This window comes from Streptomyces sp. NPDC002054 (genome assembly GCF_040296685.1).
Lineage (GTDB): Bacteria > Actinomycetota > Actinomycetes > Streptomycetales > Streptomycetaceae > Streptomyces.
On the sequence record NZ_JBEOXT010000033.1, the window covers coordinates 20,582 to 35,956 of the forward strand.

Sequence of the window (15,375 nt, forward strand, 5' to 3'; positions counted from 1 at the left end):
GATGGGCCCGGGGCGGCGTTGTCCAGCCCAGGGCAGGACGTGTGTGGTCCGGTCGGTGCCGTGGTGACCCCTACGACACCTCCGACCGTGCGAGGTCCTTGAAAAGACTGGTGGCGCTGGGCGCCGGCCGGTCCTCGCACATTCTGCCCCTGCGGGCGCGTTGGGTTCGGGATCCTCGTTGGATGAGCTGCCGTACGGTGACGCGTTTTTCCTCACGAACTTCGAGCTCTGGACACGGCGCGCCCGTGCGGTCTGGCGGTGCCGCGCACGGCTGATGAGGTGGCGGGCCTTGGAGCCCTGGAATTTAGTGCGCCGTGCGGCCCCGCGTGCTCGCCTGCGAGAACAGCACGGGAGAAGGGCGGGATCCATGGACGTGTTCTGCGGGATCGACTGGGCGGAGGGACACCACGACGTCGCGCTCGTCGATGACACCGGCAAGCTGCTGGCGAAGTGCCGGATCAACGACGACCTGGACGACTGCCGCCTGCTGCTGGACCTTCTGGCCGAGCACAGCGATACCGCCGAGACGCCGATCCCGGTGGCGATCGAGACCAGCCGCGGCCTGCTGGTCGCCACGCTGCGGCAGGGCCCCCGCAAGATCTACGCGGTCAACCCGGTGGCTGCCTCCCGCTACCGCGACCGGAACGGAGCCAGCCGCAAGAAGTCGGACCCGGGCGACGCCCGTGTCCTCGCGAACATCATCCGCACCGACGCTCCGGTGCACCGCCCTCTGCCCGCCGACACCGACCTGGCCCAGGCGGTCGCCGTCCTGGCCCGCGCACAGCAGGACGCGGTCTGGAACGGAGTCCAACTACGTCGACACCCACGGTGCCAGCGCGGTCGGGTTCGCCTTCACCGAGCTGCTGAACTTCCCCCTGCTGCCGAGGCTGAAGAACATCGGCAGCATCCGTCTGTACCGCCCGGACGACACCCCGCCCGGCTGGCCCGCGCTCGGAGCCTCCCTGACGCGGCCGATCCGCTGGGAGCTGATTGAGCAGCAGTACGACGAACTCGGCCGCGCCGTTCGTACCATCTTCGCCCGCGACTACCTCGCCAGCCCCGGCCTGCGCCGAGAGATCCACGGAGGGCTCCAGGTCGTGGAGAACTGGAACAGTGCGAACACCGTGCTCCACCACGGCAAGGACGGCGCCCCGACCGGCCCGGACAAAGAGCACGCCGAGGCCTCGATGCTTGCCCTGCATCTGCTGCAGTCCGCGCTCGTCCACGTCAACACCCTGCTGGTCCAACGGGTCCTGACCGAACCTACCTGGGCGAAGAAGCTGAGCGACGAGGACCGGCGTGGCCTGACCACGCTGTTCTGGTCCAACATCAACCCGTACGGCACCTTCCGCCTGGAGATGGACACCCGGCTCGACCTGGAGCCGACCATCATCGTGCCCGGCCCCCGCGCCACTTCGGATATCGCCGGGCGGGTGGCCGCAGGGGCGCGGGGCGCTGACCTCCATCGCCGCGTGATCCGCTAGACGGCGCCCCAGCCGTCCTGGAGGAGAGCGAAGGCGGTGTCCATGGCGCGCTCGGGGTCGTCGGTGCGTTGGGCGAAGGCCGATGTCTCCAGGGCGAAGTGGGCAAGGGCGGCGCACCGGCAGTCGTCGGGCCGGCTGCCGGTGGCCTCGGCGATGGCATGGGCGAGGGCGTCCTGGTGGCGCATCCACATGCGGTGCCCGTACTCGCTCAGAGCCGGCGTGTCGTTGACGAGGCGCGCGAAGGCGGCGAACCGTGTATCCCAGTCGCCAGGCCTGGTCCGTACCCGCTTGATGTGCGCGCACAGCGCCTGGGGGATGCTCTGGCCTTCCGGCCGGTCGCTGACGGCAGCGACGAGGCCGGCCTCCTGCTCGGTGTCCTCGTCGAAGACGAGCGCTTCCTTGGTGGGGAAGTACTTCAGCAGCGTGGTGGTCGACACGTCCACGGCGTCTGCGATGTCGCGGATGGTCACGTTGTCGTAGCCGCGTTCGAGGAACAGGTTCAGCGCGGTGTCGGCCAGCGCCTTGCGGGTGGCGGCCTTCTTGCGCTCACGGCGCCCCACGGTTGCAGTCATGCCCTGCATGATACAGAAGAGATGCTGACATAAAAAGTTGTGTGATTGCACTTTCTTGGCGAGTGTGTTTTTGTGGTTGAACGATCGGCGAGGCGGTGCCCCGGCCCGCCCACTCCGACCCGCCCAGGCCACCGCGCCCACCGGCGCGCACAGCCCTTACCCCCTCGATAAGTTCAAGCGCATCAGCATGAGAGAAGGCGCCACTGTGAACGCCACCAACCCCCGCATCGCGGTCATCGGAGCCGGCCCCGGCGGACTGACCTGCGCCCGCATCCTCCAGCGGCACGACATCCCCGTCACGGTCTACGATCTCGACGCTTCTCCCGCTGCCCGCGACCAGGGCGGCACCCTGGACATGCACCCCGACAGCGGCCAGTACGCCCTGCGTGCGGCTGGCTTGCTGGACGACTTTCTGGCCGTGGCCCGCCCCGAGGGTCAGCAGATGCGTATGGTCGGCGCCGACGGCCGGATCGTGTTCGACGGCATCCCGCCCGAGGCCGACACCGCCGAGGGCAACCCCGAGATCGACCGCGGCCGACTGCGCAGCCTCCTGCTGGACTCCCTCAAGCCCGGCACCGTGCGGTGGGCCAACAAGCTCACTCGCGTCGAGCCCGTCGGCGACGGCGTCCACCGCCTGCACTTCACAGACGGCATCGCCACCGACGCCGACCTCGTCATCGGCGCCGACGGCGCCTGGTCCAAAGTCCGCAGCCTGCTGACGGACGCGACGCCCCTCTACACCGGGGTCACCTTCGTCGAGACCGGCTTCAACGACGTCGACACCCGCCACCCCCACCTCGCGGAACTCACCGCCGCCGGCACCATGATGGCCCTCCACAACCGCCAGGGCTTCGTCGCCCAGCGCAACAGCGGCGGACACATCCGCGTCTACGTCGCCATGCGAACCGATGAGGACTGGCACCGGCAGGCCGGGCTCGACCTCACCGACACCGCCGGCGTGCGCGACGCCCTCCTGGACCGGTTCACCGGCTGGAGCGACCGCCTGCTCGGCTTCATCACCGACACCGACACGGGCTACACCAACCGGCCCCTGTACGCCCTGCCCGTCCCGCACACCTGGACGCACACACCCGGCCTCACCCTCCTGGGCGACGCCGCCCACCTCATGTCCCCGTTCTCCGGGATGGGCGCCAACCTCGCCATGCTCGACGGCGCCGACCTCGCCCAGGCCCTCATCGACAACGCCACCATCGACCAGGCCGTCACCGCCTACGAGGAGATCCTGCTGCCGCGCTCCGTCGCAGCCGCCGAAGGCGCGGCCGGAGCCATCAACGACGCCTTCAGCCCCGACGGCGCCACCCTGGTCCTCGCTCACATGACCCAACACCACTGACCACTCACCCCCGCGCACCTGCGAAGCGTCCCGGACCGGAGAAGGAGACGGCGTTTCATAGGTGGTGGGCAAAGGCCTGCCCGAACGAGGGGGCCGGCGGGACGGATCCGCGAGGGGAAAAGCAGGCAGTCAGCGGGGAGCGGTGGCGGATGATTGCGCGATGAACTACGAGAACGACGAGACGAGCATGAGCCACGAGGCCACGCCCGCCGAGAAGGGCGGCAGCGGACGCCTGACGATCGGCGGGCTTCTTGGAGCAGTGGCCGGTCTGGTCTGGCCTCGGCGCTTCCCTCGACCGGATCGCCCAGGAGGTAGCGAAATCGTTGCCGAGCAACTGGGCCGGGCTGTCGGGCCGGTACGAGGAGATGATCCCCATCATGAGGGAGGAGGGCATACCTCTGGCGTGGGTCCCGTCCTCGCCGGTCGTTCGAGAACTCCTTGATGCCCCTGACGCACCAGCGCGGCGCACTGTCCTGGAGAAGCACCAGCCAGCAGTGTGGGCCGCGTGCAGGGAAGCCCTGGATGAGGTCGAGCGTCCGGAGTTCACCGAGCAGGTGCTGCTGCTGCGTGACTGTGTGGACATGGCGAGGCCGGGCACACCAACGGGGCGCAGGCTTTGGCCGCCGCGGTGTGGGACACGACAGTCCGCGGGTTCGTCCGAGCCACGCCCTCGCTGCAGGCGGGAAGGGGCCGGTTTGCCTACAAGGAGCTGCTGGAGGGACTGCCGAAGGCGGAGGAGCAGGAGAAGATCCGCACCTTCAGGGTTGCCTCCCTGTTCGCCCCCTTTGAGAAGGCATGCCAGCGCTTTGACGAGAGTACGCCGGTACCAGCCTCGTTCAGCCGGCACGCCACCACACACGCGACCGGGCAGACGCAGTACACCCTGGTCAACGCGACCATCGCGGTGATGCTGGCGGTCAGCCTCCTGCGAGGCCTGGAAGCCGATCCCTTTGAGGTCACCATCCACGCCTAGGGGCTGTCCGATGGGTCGTGAGAGCCGATCAAGGCTGTGGCCTAGTCTTCGCTGAATGAAGGGGGTCGCATGTCGCGCTACACAGCCGAAGCAGAGGCGGGCATGAAGGGGATTACGTTTCCCGCCTGGCACGGAAAGCACTACGTGACCCTGGCCGAGCTGCTGGTTCGCCTCGGCAGCTTCGGCCTGGACCTGACGTGGCGCGTCGAGTTCGACGAGATCGTCGATCCTCGCTGTGTCGAGATGGAGAGAAGGTCCGCCGAATCCGGTATGGACACGTTGACGCTGTTGTCGTTGACGACCCCCTTCCTCCAGTTGATCGACGCCGAAGCATGTGGGTTCGCCGGGGACGAGCTGGTGGTCGTCCTGACCGAGTTCGACAGTTCCTTGTGGGAGGTCAGGGCTGTCGACGAGCGCGTACTCGGCGAACTTCGCCACCACTACCCTGGTGCCAAGGACCTCTGAAACGGAGAGCTTCACTCCGGGCGGAGCCATAGGTGGATCGCGGCCACGGTGACCGTTCCGTGGAAGAGGTACGCGCGCTTGTCGAAGCGCGTGGCGATGGCGCGGAAGTTCTTGAGCCGGTTGATGGTCCGCTCGACTTCGTTGCGGCGGCGGTAGATCGTCTTGTCGAACCCTGTGGGCCGGCCGCCCTGGCTGCCGCGGCGCTGGCGGTTGGCCCGCTGGTCTCTCGGCTCGGGGATGGTGTGTTTGATCTGGCGTCTGCGCAGGTGACGCTCGGTTGCGGCGTGAGGAGTACGCCTTATCGCCCCCGACGTGGTCGGGGCGGGTGCGCGGTCGTCCGCCACCTTGTCGGGGTACGCGGATCTCTTCGAGGACGGGAATCATCTGCGGTGCGTCGCCCCACTGGCCGGGCGTGATGACGAATCCGAGCGGGCGGCACCTGCCTTCTCCGGCGAGGTGGATCTTGCTTGTGAGTCCGCCTCGCGAGCGTCCCAGGGCCTCGTCGGAGCGGTGACGTGCCGGGCTCCTGCGCCGACCCGGAATCTTCGGCGCCCGCGTGGAGGCGCCGGCCGCGTGCTGATGAGCGCGGCAGGTCGTGGAATCGACGCTGACCATGCTCCAGTCGATCCGGCCCTCGGCATCGGCGTCGGCCTGGACGGCCCGCAGAATTCTCTCCCACGTGCCGTCCGCCGACCACCTGCGATGGCGATCGTGAACCGTCTTCCAACTACCGAAGCAGGAAGGCGGGTCCCGCCAGGGGAGACCGGTCCGCTGCCGGAACAGAATCCCGTTGATCACACGACGATGGCATTGCCAGCGACCACCCCGCCCGCGATTCCTTGGCAAGTGCGGCTCCAGCCGAGCCCACTCCTCATCCGAAAGATCTCCCCGCCCCATGCCCCACGGAACGAATCCCCGGCAGGAGCGTCACGCGACCCATCGGACACGACCTAGGGCGCCGCGTGACCCGCATGTGCTCGTGACCTGCATAAACGAACAAATCTAGGAGGGCAGCTTGACCGTGTTCTGCGGCATCGACTGGGCGGAGCACCATCACGACGTCGCCGTCGTCGACGACACCGGCACCCAGCTCGCCAAGGCCCGCATCAGCGACGACGCGGCCGGCTACCACAAGCTCCTGGACCTCCTGGCCGAACACGGCGACAGCCCGGAGAACCCAATACCCGTCGCCATCGAGACCAGCCACGGCCTGCTCGTTGCCGCCCTGCGCACCGGCAGCCGCCAGGTCTTCGCGATCAACCCGCTTGCCGCCGCCCGCTACCGCGACCGCCACGGCGTCAGCCGCAAGAAGTCCGACCCCGGCGACGCCCTGGTCCTGGCGGACATCCTGCGCACCGACATGCATGCCCACCGGCCACTGCCCGCCGACAGCGAACTCGCCCAGGCCATCGCGGTGCTGGCCCGCGCCCAGCAGGACGCCGTCTGGAGCCGCCAGCAGGTCGCCAACCAGGGCCGCTCCCTGCTCCGCCAGTACTACCCCGCCGCCCTGCACGCCTTCCAAGGCAAGGAAGGCGGCCTGACCAGGGCAGATGCTCGAGTTATCCTCACTGTGGCGCCGACCCCGGCGAAGGCGGCCCGGCTCACCCTCGCCCAACTCCGGGCCGCCCTCAAACGCAGCGGACGCACCCGGTCCTTCGACACCGAGGCCGAACGCCTGCGCAGCGTCTTCCGCGCCGAGTACGCCCACCACCTCCCGGCCGTCGAAGACGCCTTCGGCCAGCAACTGCTCGCCCTGCTCAAGCAGCTGGACGCCACCTGCCAGGCCGCTGACGACCTCGCCACAGCCACCGAAGCTGCCTTCCACCAGCACTCCGACAGCGAGATCCTGCTCAGCTTCCCCGGCCTAGGTCCCCAGCTCGCAGCCCGCGTCCTCGCCGAGATCGGCGACGACCGCACCCGCTTCGCCGACGGCAGAGCACTCAAGTCCTACGCCGGCTCCGCTCCGATTACCCGTGCCTCCGGCAAGAAATGCTTCGTCGGCCGCCGCTTCGTCAAGAACAACCGGCTCATGCACGCCGGCTTCCTCTGGGCCTTCTCAGCCCTCCAGGCCTCAGCCGGAGCGAACGCCCACTACCGACGTCGACGCGAACACGGTGACTGGCACAATGCCGCCCAGCGCCACCTGCTCAACCGCTTCCTCGGACAGCTCCACCACTGCCTCCAGACCAGGCAGCACTTCGACGAACAACGAGCTTTCGCACCACTTCTCCCAGCGTCCGCGTAATTCAGGAGATGGGCACAAGCTCGGTCAGTGAGCGTTTGGCGGCCCTCGTTGAGGCTGCACCGCCTGGGCGCTCAGAGTTACTCAGTGAGGGTGAGTAAGCGGAGGTCAGCGTCCAACATGCGGATCAACTCGCCAACCCGTCCGCCGCCATCTGGCGCCGTCGGGAAGCGTTTGAGCACGTCAACCACGACCGGTGTTGCACGACGCACCGTCCGTTCAAGGTGTTCAGCACCGACGCTCCGGTCGTCGTCGGCGCCGAGTTCGGCCGCTCTGGCTGCGTAAGCGCCGGCTCCCAGAATGTGCTTGACCTGGGTGGCTTTGGCCAGCGGATGCAGGTAGGCGGCGCCTGCCGCAGACATCGCTGCCCACGCTGCCTCGCGCGCAGCCGCAGTGTGGGCGCTGTTGGCTGCCTTGAGTGCCGCCGACGCTGTGTCGCGCAAAGATTTCCCGCGCTCGCCGCCCCGGGCGAATGCCCACGCGGCACCGATGGCATCTCGAGGCCGCGAGTCGTCCGGCTGATCAGCCTCGAATATCTCCAGCACGACCTCCGCAGAAGCCGCGGCGAACGCGGTGACCGCACGAAGATCCTGCTTGCTCAGAACGACCTCGCTCGCTTCCCCTGTCATGCTGCCATCCTCGTTGATTCCCTCCGGACAGCGCAGCAGGAAGTCAGTCTCGGCCGCTCATACCGACTGGCCTCCGACGCGGACAGGATCGTCGGACTTGACTTCTTGGCCCCCTGAGATGTCTTGACACCGCCGAGGCACTCCCCGGGTTCGGACTATCGGTTCTCTCTCCCGTAGACCGACTGGCCAAACGGCGTCGGCGCACAAACCAGGGTGCCCATCGATGCAGCGTCCACGGGGTACCGGCAGCCCTGCTTCGGCGCGCCGACTGCACAATGAGAAGTGCTCAGGCTGCCGTCACGGCGCGGATACCCGCAAGCAGCCCGTCACCCGTTGGGCCAGCGCAGGCAGCGGAAGAACAGGCGGGGCACAGCCCGAACAAGCGCGGTCGCGGCCGGGCCGATGACTGCGCCGGCCGCGACGTCGAAGGTGTAGTGAGCGCCGCCGCGAACCCGCTCGATCACCACCATCGCGGTCGGTACGCAGCATGCGGCGCCAGCTCCCGGCCAGGTGGGCGTGGCGGGCCGCGGTGAACGCCACGGCGGGGTGGCCGGAGCTGTCGGGGCGGTCCTGGACGCCGTGGTGCGGGATCCACTCTGGATGGCCGCCCGCGACTTTCTCGGACGGCGCACCCAGCAACTTCTAAAACACGCCCTAAAGTTGTTCTTTAACCTTCTGGATGCTGCGAGTGTTGCTCGGTGGAACAAAATGCGATGCGCACCGGCAGTAAGCCGGTCAAACTCGCGGGTATGACTGCGAAGATCACTCGTATCAACCCCGAGCAGCTGCATGAGACGCCCGGCTATCACCACATCACCGTGGTGGAGGCCGGTCGTACGGCCTACCTGGCGGGGCAGTGCCCTCTCGATCGGAGTGGTTCCCTCGTCGGTTCCGGATCGCTTGAGGTGCAAGTCGACCAGGTTGTCGTGAACGCACTCGCTGCCTTGGCTGCGGTTGATGCCGAGCCGAATCATGTGGTGCGCTCGGTAATCTATGTGCGGAGCGACGACAGAGACGTTCTGGGCGTCGCTTGGCGTCGGCTCACCGACTCAGCTCTCGGGCCGGCATTCACCACCGCCAGCACGCTGTTGGGTGTTGCGCAACTCGGCTTCACGGGGCAGCTCATTGAAGTGGACCTCACCGTGGCGCTGCCCGACTGAGCCTCTTCGTCTCCAGGTGTCGAACGTCGTCTCGAACGGGGTAGCTCGCCTGGGGATTCGCCGGACGTGGGAGTGGCCTTCGTCTGATCATGTACTCCGACCAAGGTGCACGTGACCACGACGAAGGCCGTGAGGGTGAGTCTGCTGCCTGATGCCGTCCGGAGGGAAGCGTTCGCGGAAGCAGTCGGCGGTAGTGACGCTCTCTGTCGGGGCGCAAAGAACCGCTCGAGTTCAGAGAAGTCACCAGCCCAAACGACAGAACCCCCGTCCAAACCGGCCTGGCCATCACACCCACCGCCTCAACACCGAGCCACACCCCCTCAGCCAGACGTCTTCCCATACAGAACCCCAGCACCCCTCCCCAGCCGAAAGGCCTGGCCGGCCCCCCTGCACCCGGGGTACGCGGACGCCCAGGCCCGGGGCCAGCCGACCCTCTGCGGGCCCAGCAAGACACCCGGGCCCGGTCCACGCGGTGCCTACTCAACGATGATGTCTGCGTTCAGGTGGATACAAGCTGCCGGCTTCCTGACGATCGGCTGGCCGTTCTCGGCGACCCGACTGGCCCCGGCTACGTCGGACCGCAGGTTCAGGCCGCTGACACTCTGCACCCTCTCCACCTCCTGCTTCCCGAAACCGACGGCGAGCAGGCCAGGCATGAAGTCGGATCGGTGCATGCCGAAGGCTTCCCTTTCCGTGCCTGCGCGCTGCGGCCGGCTACTCGGCCGGGGCGTAGGCGAGGGTGATGTTCGGGCAGTCGGCAGCGTAGCGCAGCAGCGCCTCCCGCTCGACAGGGGCGACGGACAGACCCCACCGCTTCTTCGTGGCCACCCACTCGCCGATGTGCCGGCAGTGCACGGCCGGGACCGGCATCCAGGTGCCGGGGTCCTGGTCGGACTTCTGCCGGTTGGAGCGCGCGGGTAGGGAGGGGAGGCGCACGGCCCCGTCGAGCCGGAGCGCGACGACGAGTGCAAGGCCGTATCAGGCGTCGACGTTGGCTGTGCGGCGGTAGCGGCTTGGTGGGACACCCAGTTCGCGGGTGAAGGCCCGGGAGAAGGCGTACTCGGAGGCGTAGCCGACATTGCGGGCGATGATGCCGAGTGCATCGTTGGTGTCCCGCAGTTGGCGGGCGGCTTGCTCAAGGCGGACCCGGGAGAGGTAGGCGAGGGGGCTGGCGCCGACGGTGGACTTGAACCGGCGGGCGAACGTGGGGCGGGACATGGCCACGGTGCGGGCGAGGCTCTCGACGGTCCAGTCTTCCTGTGGCTGCTCGTGCATCAGTGACAGTGCGGCGCCGATATCGGGGTCACGCAAAGCGGTCAGCCATGATGGGCCCGAGTCTGCGTCGTCGGCGCGCTCCAGCCAGTTGCGGACGGTCAGAATGAACAGCACTTCGGTCAGCCGGGTTGCTACCGCTCGCGATCCCGGCTGACTCTTGGTGGCCTCCGCGGCAAGGAGCCGGACTACGCTCTGGAGCTGAGGGTCCGCTGCCATGCCGGGCACGTGCACCACCTCAGGCAGTACCGACAGCACCGGATGGCGGTCCGTGGACGTCGCGTACTGGAACTTCCCGCACACCACGCGGACCGGCGGGCCGTCACCCCCCATGTCCACGACGCCCGTGCGGCCCGGAGGATTCTCGGCCTCGATGTCCGAGTAGGGGCGGGTCTCGGCGCCTGGACTGCCCAGGAGCTGGTGCGGGGTGCCCCTCGGGAGCAGCACCACGTCACCGGACACCAGCTGTATCGGTGCCATGTTCTCTGTCTGGAGCCAGCATGCGCCGTCGGCGATCAGGTGGAATCCGGCGATGCTCCCCTGGTTGAGGTCACAGCCCCACTGCGATCCGTTGGAGTGCAGCTGTGCGAGGAGTGCTCCTGTAAACCCTGTTGACGCCAGAACGTCGGCAAGTACATCCATATTCGTCACGCTATCCGAGCAAGACACATTTCTGCACCTCGCGTGAGATGCGGAAGCATGAAATGGGGGTTCATCAGTATCAGTGCTCTCACTGCGTGAGACCGATTTTCCCGCCGACAGGGTGACACCGCAGGGAGGCCCTGCAGCGTCACACTGCTCGCGCCTTCCCGCCCGGCGTGTACGAGGCGCTCACATGTGGCGTGAGGGTTACTTCAGGGCGCGGCGGGAGAGGTCAGCCCACTCGTCCCAGGTCTTGAGGCGGTCGGCGTAGAGGGCGGGGAGCCAGTCGAGGCCGGCGTTGCCGAGAAAGACGCGCAGCGGCGGGTTCTCGGCATTGGCGACCTCCACGATGCCCCGGGCGGCCGCGGCGGGGTCGCAGGGGACGATGGTCTTGGCGAACTCCTGGCCGGCGATGCGGGCGGGGTCGTAGGCGGGATCATCTCGACGACGGCCAGCGAGGGACCGGCTCACTCGGTGGTGTAGGCGCCAGGCTCGACCAGCGTGACCTTGATGCCGAGCGGGCCGGCTTCCTGGGCCAGCGACTCGGTGAAGCCCTCCAGCGCCCACTTGGAGGCGTGGTGGCCGCCGAACAGCGGGAACGCCGCGACGCCGAAGGTCGATGAGACCTGGATGATGTGGCCGAAGCCTTGGGCGCGCAGGTGCGGCAGCACCGCCTGAGTGACCCAGAGCGCGCCGAGATAGTTGACCTCGATCTGATCGCGGGCCTGCTGCTCGGCAATCTCCTCGACTGCACCGAACAAGCCGAAGCCGGCGTTGTTGACGACCACGTCGAGACGGCCGAAGTGCGCGATCGCCTCCTGCGCGGCATGGATGGCCGCAGCCCGGTCGGTCACGTCGAGCTGCAGCGGAAGCACGGCGTCTCCGTGCTTGACGGCCAAGTCCTTGACGCCGTCGATGTTCCGGGCTGTCGCGACGACCTTGTCGCCCTGGGCGACTGCGGCCTCGACGAAGTGACGGCCCAGGCCACGGGATGCCCCGGTGACGAACCAGATCTTGCTACGTCCTTGTCATGGCCCTGACATCGGGCCCGCGGCCCGCTGCCGTGCACACTGCGGCCACGGCCATGGCGTGCCGAACTTCCGACGCGCGCCGCATACGGCTCATTGCCGGACAGCGTTTCCCGGTAGCGGAGGCGATGGGGATCGTTCCCGAGGGCTGAGGACTGAATTTCGCACCCCGCGACGATCGGGGTTTCTGACGGCTCACCTTGCTGGCCGCATACCCCCGACTCCAGTGCGATGAGACTTAGGGGTATGAGCGTGAGAGTTTCTGCAATGGATGCTCTCGCTTGGGAAGACGTAGCGTGTTCCCTGAGCGGGGATGTGAGCGGCCCGGAATGGCGCTGTCCCCTCGCTCGGACAGGAACTCACGTACCGGAAATGGTGACAGCACAATGACAAAGGAACAGCAGACTCCCATGGGCAGTGGTTTCGGCCCCGAGAGCACTGTGGCCGATGTACTCGAGGGGATTGACCTCACGGGTCGGTTCGCCGTCGTAACGGGCGGGTACTCCGGCATCGGTCTGGAGACCACGCGGGCCTTGGCCGGCGCCGGCGCCACCGTTGCGGTTCCCGCTCGTCGTCCGGACCTCGCCCTCGGGGAGCTGAAGGACCTTCCCCGAGTAGAAGTCGGTGAGATGGATCTGACCGACCTCAGCACCGTCGCCGCTTACGTCCGCAGCCTCGAGTCCGGCGGCCGGCGCATCGACCTGGTCATCAACAGCGCCGGTGTGATGGCCACACCGCTCACCCGGGTCGGCCCCAAGGGCTGGGAGTTCCAGGTGGCCACGAACCACCTCGGGCACTATGCGCTCATCAACCGGCTCTGGCCCATGCTGAACAGTGACGCCCGCGTCGTTGCAGTTTCCTCGCGGGGGCACTTCTACTCGCCGATGCGGTGGGACGACCCGTTCTTCGAGCACAGCGAATACGACCGCTGGGCCGCCTACGGGCAGTCGAAGACGGCGAACTCCCTCTTCGCCGTCCACCTTGACCGCCTGGCGCGTGACGCCGGCATCCGCGCCTTCAGCCTGCACCCCGGCGTCATCGCTACGCCGCTGGGGCGCTACCTGAGCGATGCCGATCTGGTCGCAGCCGGCGCCATGGACGCCGACGGCAACCTCACCCCCAACTTTGGCAAGTCGCCTCAGGCCGGTGCCGCGACCCAGGTCTGGGCCGCCACCTCGCCGCTCCTGGAAGGCAAGGGCGGTCTGTACCTCAACGACGTCGACATTGCCTCCGCCTTCGACCCCGCTACGGAACAGGGCGACGTCCAGGAGTACGCGATCGACCCCGACGAGGCCGAACGACTGTGGGCCTGGTCAGCGGAACTGACCGGCGTCAACGCCTTCAACTGACCCGCAGACCGCGTCAGCTCCTCGGCTGGTCGGGACGGTCGGTGATCTGCATCCGCCTACCGCTTCCTTCCTCCCCGACAGCCATCTGGTCGCGGGCCCCGGCATCCTCCGGCGGCCAGGGCCCGCGAGTCCGGACCCCCGACGCGGCACCTACCGAACTGCAGGAGATCGAGATGACGAACAAGACGTGGTTCAACACCGGCACGTCGTCAGGCTTCGGGCGCCAGCTCACCGAGCAGTTGCTCACCCGCGGGGACCGCGTCGCGGCCACTGTCCGCAACGCAGCGGCCATGGACAGCCTGGCAGCCAAGCACGGCTCCCTCCTCTGGCACGCCGAACTGGATGTCACCGACACCACCCGGATGCGCAAGGTGGTCGAGCAGGCGTTCGCGGATCTCGGACACATCGACGTCGTCGTGTCCAACGCCGGCTATGGACTACTCGGCGCGGCGGAAGAAGCCTCCGACGACCAGATCGACCGGCAGATCGCAACGAACCTCACCGGGTCCATCCAGCTCGCCCGCGCCGTGATCCCTCACCTGCGCGCACAGGGCGGCGGCCTCATCATCCAGCTCTCCAGCATGGGCGGACAGATCGCACTGCCGGCCCTGTCTCTTTACCACGCCACCAAGTGGGGCATCGAGGGCTTCTGGGAGTCCGCTGCGGCCGACATCGCCCCCTTCGGTATCGGCGTCACCCTCGTCGAGCCGGGCGGCGCCCGTACCGAGTTCGCCGGAGGCAGCGCCGACCTGACCAAGCCCATGCCGGAGTACGCCGATCACGCACCCGGCCTGCTCCGCCGCATGCTCACCGGAGAGATGCCTGCCCTCTCCAGCCCGGGCGACCCGGCCAAGATCGCCGCGGCCATCATTGCCTCCGCCGACCAGGGCGAGGCACCCAAGCGCCTCACCCTCGGCTCCGACGCCTACGAACTCGTTACCGTCGGCCTCCGCGAGCGCCTTACAGCCCTGGAAGCCGCCAGGGATCTCGCCTACTCCACCGACGCCGACGACTTCGCCGAAGCCCGCGCCAACGAGAACTGACACACCGCACAGCGACGGCAGCCCGCCGAAGACAGTCGCCAAAGCGGCCACCACACGCCGTCCCCGCACCCCTTGCCGGACCGGCTTCGGTGTCCAGCCGCCCAGCTGCACCCAGAACTAGACCGGAGACAATCGCCATGTCCAAATCCGCCACCTCCCGGCCCCAAGCCCTCATCCTGCTCTCCTCGGCACGCACGCTCCACCTGAGCGAACCCGTGGACCACCCCGGCCTCCCCACCGGATTCTTCCTCGTCGAGGTCGCCGCGGTCCTGGCCCAGTTCGAGAAGGACTACGACTTCATCCTCGCCACGCCGGACGGCAAGCCGCCACAGATCGACATGAACGGCCTGGGGCTCAACTTCATGGGCGGCAAGAACACGGGCACCGTGGCGGCCCGCACGACCATCCAGAACGCCCAAAAGGGGTTCACTCCCGAGGGCCTGCGCAAGAAGAACCCCAAGCTCGTCAAGCGCCGCAACGCCGAACTCGCCCTGTCCCGGCGCCATCTCGGACGCATCTCCGTCTCCGCCCCTCTGCCCAAGACGGACAAGGAAGCCATCTCCATCCGGGACGAGGTCGTCGCCAGCTTCGAGGCACTGCCGGAGATGAAGTACTTCTCGATCCAGGAACTGATCGAGAAGCACCGCGACCCCAACACACCGTTCTCCCTCCAGGACCTCGCCTTCGTGCACATGCCCGGCGGTCACGGTCCGATGGTCGACTTCCACGACAACCCATGGATGGGTGAACTGCTGCACAGCCTGCGCGAGAACCGTGTCCCGATCTCACTCATCTGCCACGGCCCCGTCGCGCTCACCTCGGCCAAGTACCGCATCACGGGGGACGGCGAGGTCATCACCAACACCGAGCACGCCCTCAAGGGCGCCAAGATCACCACGTTTGCGCAAATGGCCGAACGGATCGTGCTCGCCTCGCAGTACCCCAAGGTTCCCGGGAAGCGCACCCGGCTTCCCTACTTCGTCGATGTGGCACTCAAGGACGCCGGATACAACGTCAGCCTCGCCCTCAACCCCTCCGGGGTCAAAGTGGTCTGGGACGAAAAGCACGGCCTGCTCACCGGTAACGGCCCCCAGGCCATCGACGTGCAGGCCGCCCGCCTCGCCAAGATCGTGCAAAGCCGGTCCTGAACCCCGGAGTACGA

At 67.7% G+C, this 15,375-nt stretch carries 18 protein-coding genes and 1 pseudogene; 10 read left to right on the plus strand and 9 right to left on the minus strand.

Annotation, left to right across the window (positions count from 1 at the left end):
• Positions 1-367 precede the first annotated feature (367 nt).
• Positions 368-829 (plus strand): annotated as a pseudogene (locus tag ABT123_RS27295) (IS110 family transposase); the annotation flags it as partial.
• Between the two features lie 31 nt (positions 830-860).
• Entirely contained in the window at positions 861-1,484 is a 624-nt protein-coding gene (locus tag ABT123_RS27300; protein WP_502971071.1) for a Tn3 family transposase, read from the plus strand.
• On the opposite strand, the gene ABT123_RS27305 is transcribed toward ABT123_RS27300, so the two are convergent.
• A complete protein-coding gene (locus ABT123_RS27305) occupies positions 1,481-2,056 on the minus strand; it encodes a TetR/AcrR family transcriptional regulator (RefSeq protein ID WP_351319371.1) in 576 nt (191 codons plus the stop codon). The genes ABT123_RS27300 and ABT123_RS27305 overlap by 4 nt on opposite strands.
• A gap of 205 nt (positions 2,057-2,261) precedes the next feature.
• Here ABT123_RS27305 and ABT123_RS27310 point away from each other — a divergent pair, with 205 nt between their 5' ends.
• The 3 genes from ABT123_RS27310 to ABT123_RS27320 all read left to right on the plus strand — a co-directional run bounded on the left by ABT123_RS27310 (position 2,262) and on the right by ABT123_RS27320 (position 4,848).
• The gene (locus ABT123_RS27310) at positions 2,262-3,410 is read left to right on the plus strand and encodes an FAD-dependent oxidoreductase (protein WP_351319373.1); all 1,149 of its coding nucleotides are present in this window, start codon (positions 2,262-2,264) and stop codon (positions 3,408-3,410) included.
• Between the two features lie 616 nt (positions 3,411-4,026).
• Positions 4,027-4,383: a hypothetical protein gene (locus tag ABT123_RS27315; protein WP_351319375.1), complete on the plus strand. Its 357-nt coding sequence runs from the start codon at positions 4,027-4,029 to the stop codon at positions 4,381-4,383.
• 69 nt (positions 4,384-4,452) lie between these two features.
• Positions 4,453-4,848: a hypothetical protein gene (locus ABT123_RS27320; protein ID WP_351319377.1), complete on the plus strand. Its 396-nt coding sequence runs from the start codon at positions 4,453-4,455 to the stop codon at positions 4,846-4,848.
• Positions 4,849-4,859: 11 nt separating this feature from the next.
• Here ABT123_RS27320 and ABT123_RS27325 read toward each other — a convergent pair.
• Positions 4,860-5,745, minus strand: a protein-coding gene (locus ABT123_RS27325; RefSeq protein WP_351319379.1) for an IS5 family transposase whose coding sequence is annotated in 2 segments (ribosomal slippage) — positions 4,860-5,120 and positions 5,122-5,745 — 885 coding nt in all. Because the reading frame shifts where the segments join, the coding sequence is not laid out codon by codon here.
• Between the two features lie 118 nt (positions 5,746-5,863).
• On the opposite strand from ABT123_RS27325, the gene ABT123_RS27330 reads away from it, so the two are divergent.
• Positions 5,864-7,093 carry an IS110 family RNA-guided transposase gene (locus tag ABT123_RS27330; RefSeq protein ID WP_351319381.1) on the plus strand — a complete coding sequence of 410 codons (1,230 nt, stop codon included), beginning with the start codon at positions 5,864-5,866 and terminating at the stop codon, positions 7,091-7,093.
• Between the two features lie 77 nt (positions 7,094-7,170).
• Here ABT123_RS27330 and ABT123_RS27335 read toward each other — a convergent pair whose 3' ends face one another.
• Positions 7,171-7,719: a putative immunity protein gene (locus ABT123_RS27335; RefSeq protein ID WP_351319383.1), complete on the minus strand. Its 549-nt coding sequence runs from the start codon at positions 7,717-7,719 to the stop codon at positions 7,171-7,173.
• A 326-nt stretch (positions 7,720-8,045) separates the two neighbouring features.
• Positions 8,046-8,189, minus strand: a complete 144-nt coding sequence (locus ABT123_RS27340; RefSeq protein ID WP_351319385.1) for a hypothetical protein — start codon at positions 8,187-8,189, stop codon at positions 8,046-8,048.
• A 279-nt stretch (positions 8,190-8,468) separates the two neighbouring features.
• Between ABT123_RS27340 and ABT123_RS27345 the strand changes: the two genes are divergently transcribed.
• Positions 8,469-8,879 carry a RidA family protein gene (locus ABT123_RS27345; protein ID WP_351319387.1) on the plus strand — a complete coding sequence of 137 codons (411 nt, stop codon included), beginning with the start codon at positions 8,469-8,471 and terminating at the stop codon, positions 8,877-8,879.
• Between the two features lie 476 nt (positions 8,880-9,355).
• Here ABT123_RS27345 and ABT123_RS27350 read toward each other — a convergent pair whose 3' ends face one another.
• The 5 genes from ABT123_RS27350 to ABT123_RS27370 form a co-directional block, all read right to left on the minus strand.
• Complete coding sequence (locus ABT123_RS27350) at positions 9,356-9,553, minus strand: hypothetical protein (protein ID WP_351319389.1); 198 nt, start codon at positions 9,551-9,553, stop codon at positions 9,356-9,358.
• A gap of 40 nt (positions 9,554-9,593) precedes the next feature.
• Positions 9,594-9,815: a hypothetical protein gene (locus tag ABT123_RS27355; RefSeq protein ID WP_351319391.1), complete on the minus strand. Its 222-nt coding sequence runs from the start codon at positions 9,813-9,815 to the stop codon at positions 9,594-9,596.
• Between the two features lie 42 nt (positions 9,816-9,857).
• A complete protein-coding gene (locus ABT123_RS27360; RefSeq protein WP_351319393.1) occupies positions 9,858-10,793 on the minus strand; it encodes an AraC family transcriptional regulator in 936 nt (311 codons plus the stop codon).
• A 207-nt stretch (positions 10,794-11,000) separates the two neighbouring features.
• Positions 11,001-11,264, minus strand: a complete 264-nt coding sequence (locus ABT123_RS27365; RefSeq protein ID WP_351319395.1) for an SDR family oxidoreductase — start codon at positions 11,262-11,264, stop codon at positions 11,001-11,003.
• Complete coding sequence (locus tag ABT123_RS27370) at positions 11,261-11,806, minus strand: SDR family NAD(P)-dependent oxidoreductase (RefSeq protein ID WP_351319517.1); 546 nt, start codon at positions 11,804-11,806, stop codon at positions 11,261-11,263. Before ABT123_RS27370 ends, ABT123_RS27365 begins: the two co-directional genes overlap by 4 nt.
• A gap of 401 nt (positions 11,807-12,207) precedes the next feature.
• On the opposite strand from ABT123_RS27370, the gene ABT123_RS27375 reads away from it, so the two are divergent.
• From ABT123_RS27375 to ABT123_RS27385, 3 genes are all read left to right on the plus strand, one after another.
• Positions 12,208-13,170 (plus strand): oxidoreductase, encoded by a 963-nt coding sequence (locus ABT123_RS27375; protein WP_351319397.1) that lies wholly within the window; start codon positions 12,208-12,210, stop codon positions 13,168-13,170.
• Between the two features lie 173 nt (positions 13,171-13,343).
• Entirely contained in the window at positions 13,344-14,213 is an 870-nt protein-coding gene (locus tag ABT123_RS27380) for an SDR family oxidoreductase (protein ID WP_351319399.1), read from the plus strand.
• A 137-nt stretch (positions 14,214-14,350) separates the two neighbouring features.
• Positions 14,351-15,361, plus strand: coding sequence for a type 1 glutamine amidotransferase family protein (locus tag ABT123_RS27385; protein ID WP_351319401.1), 1,011 nt, complete (start codon positions 14,351-14,353; stop codon positions 15,359-15,361).
• Positions 15,362-15,375 lie beyond the last annotated feature (14 nt).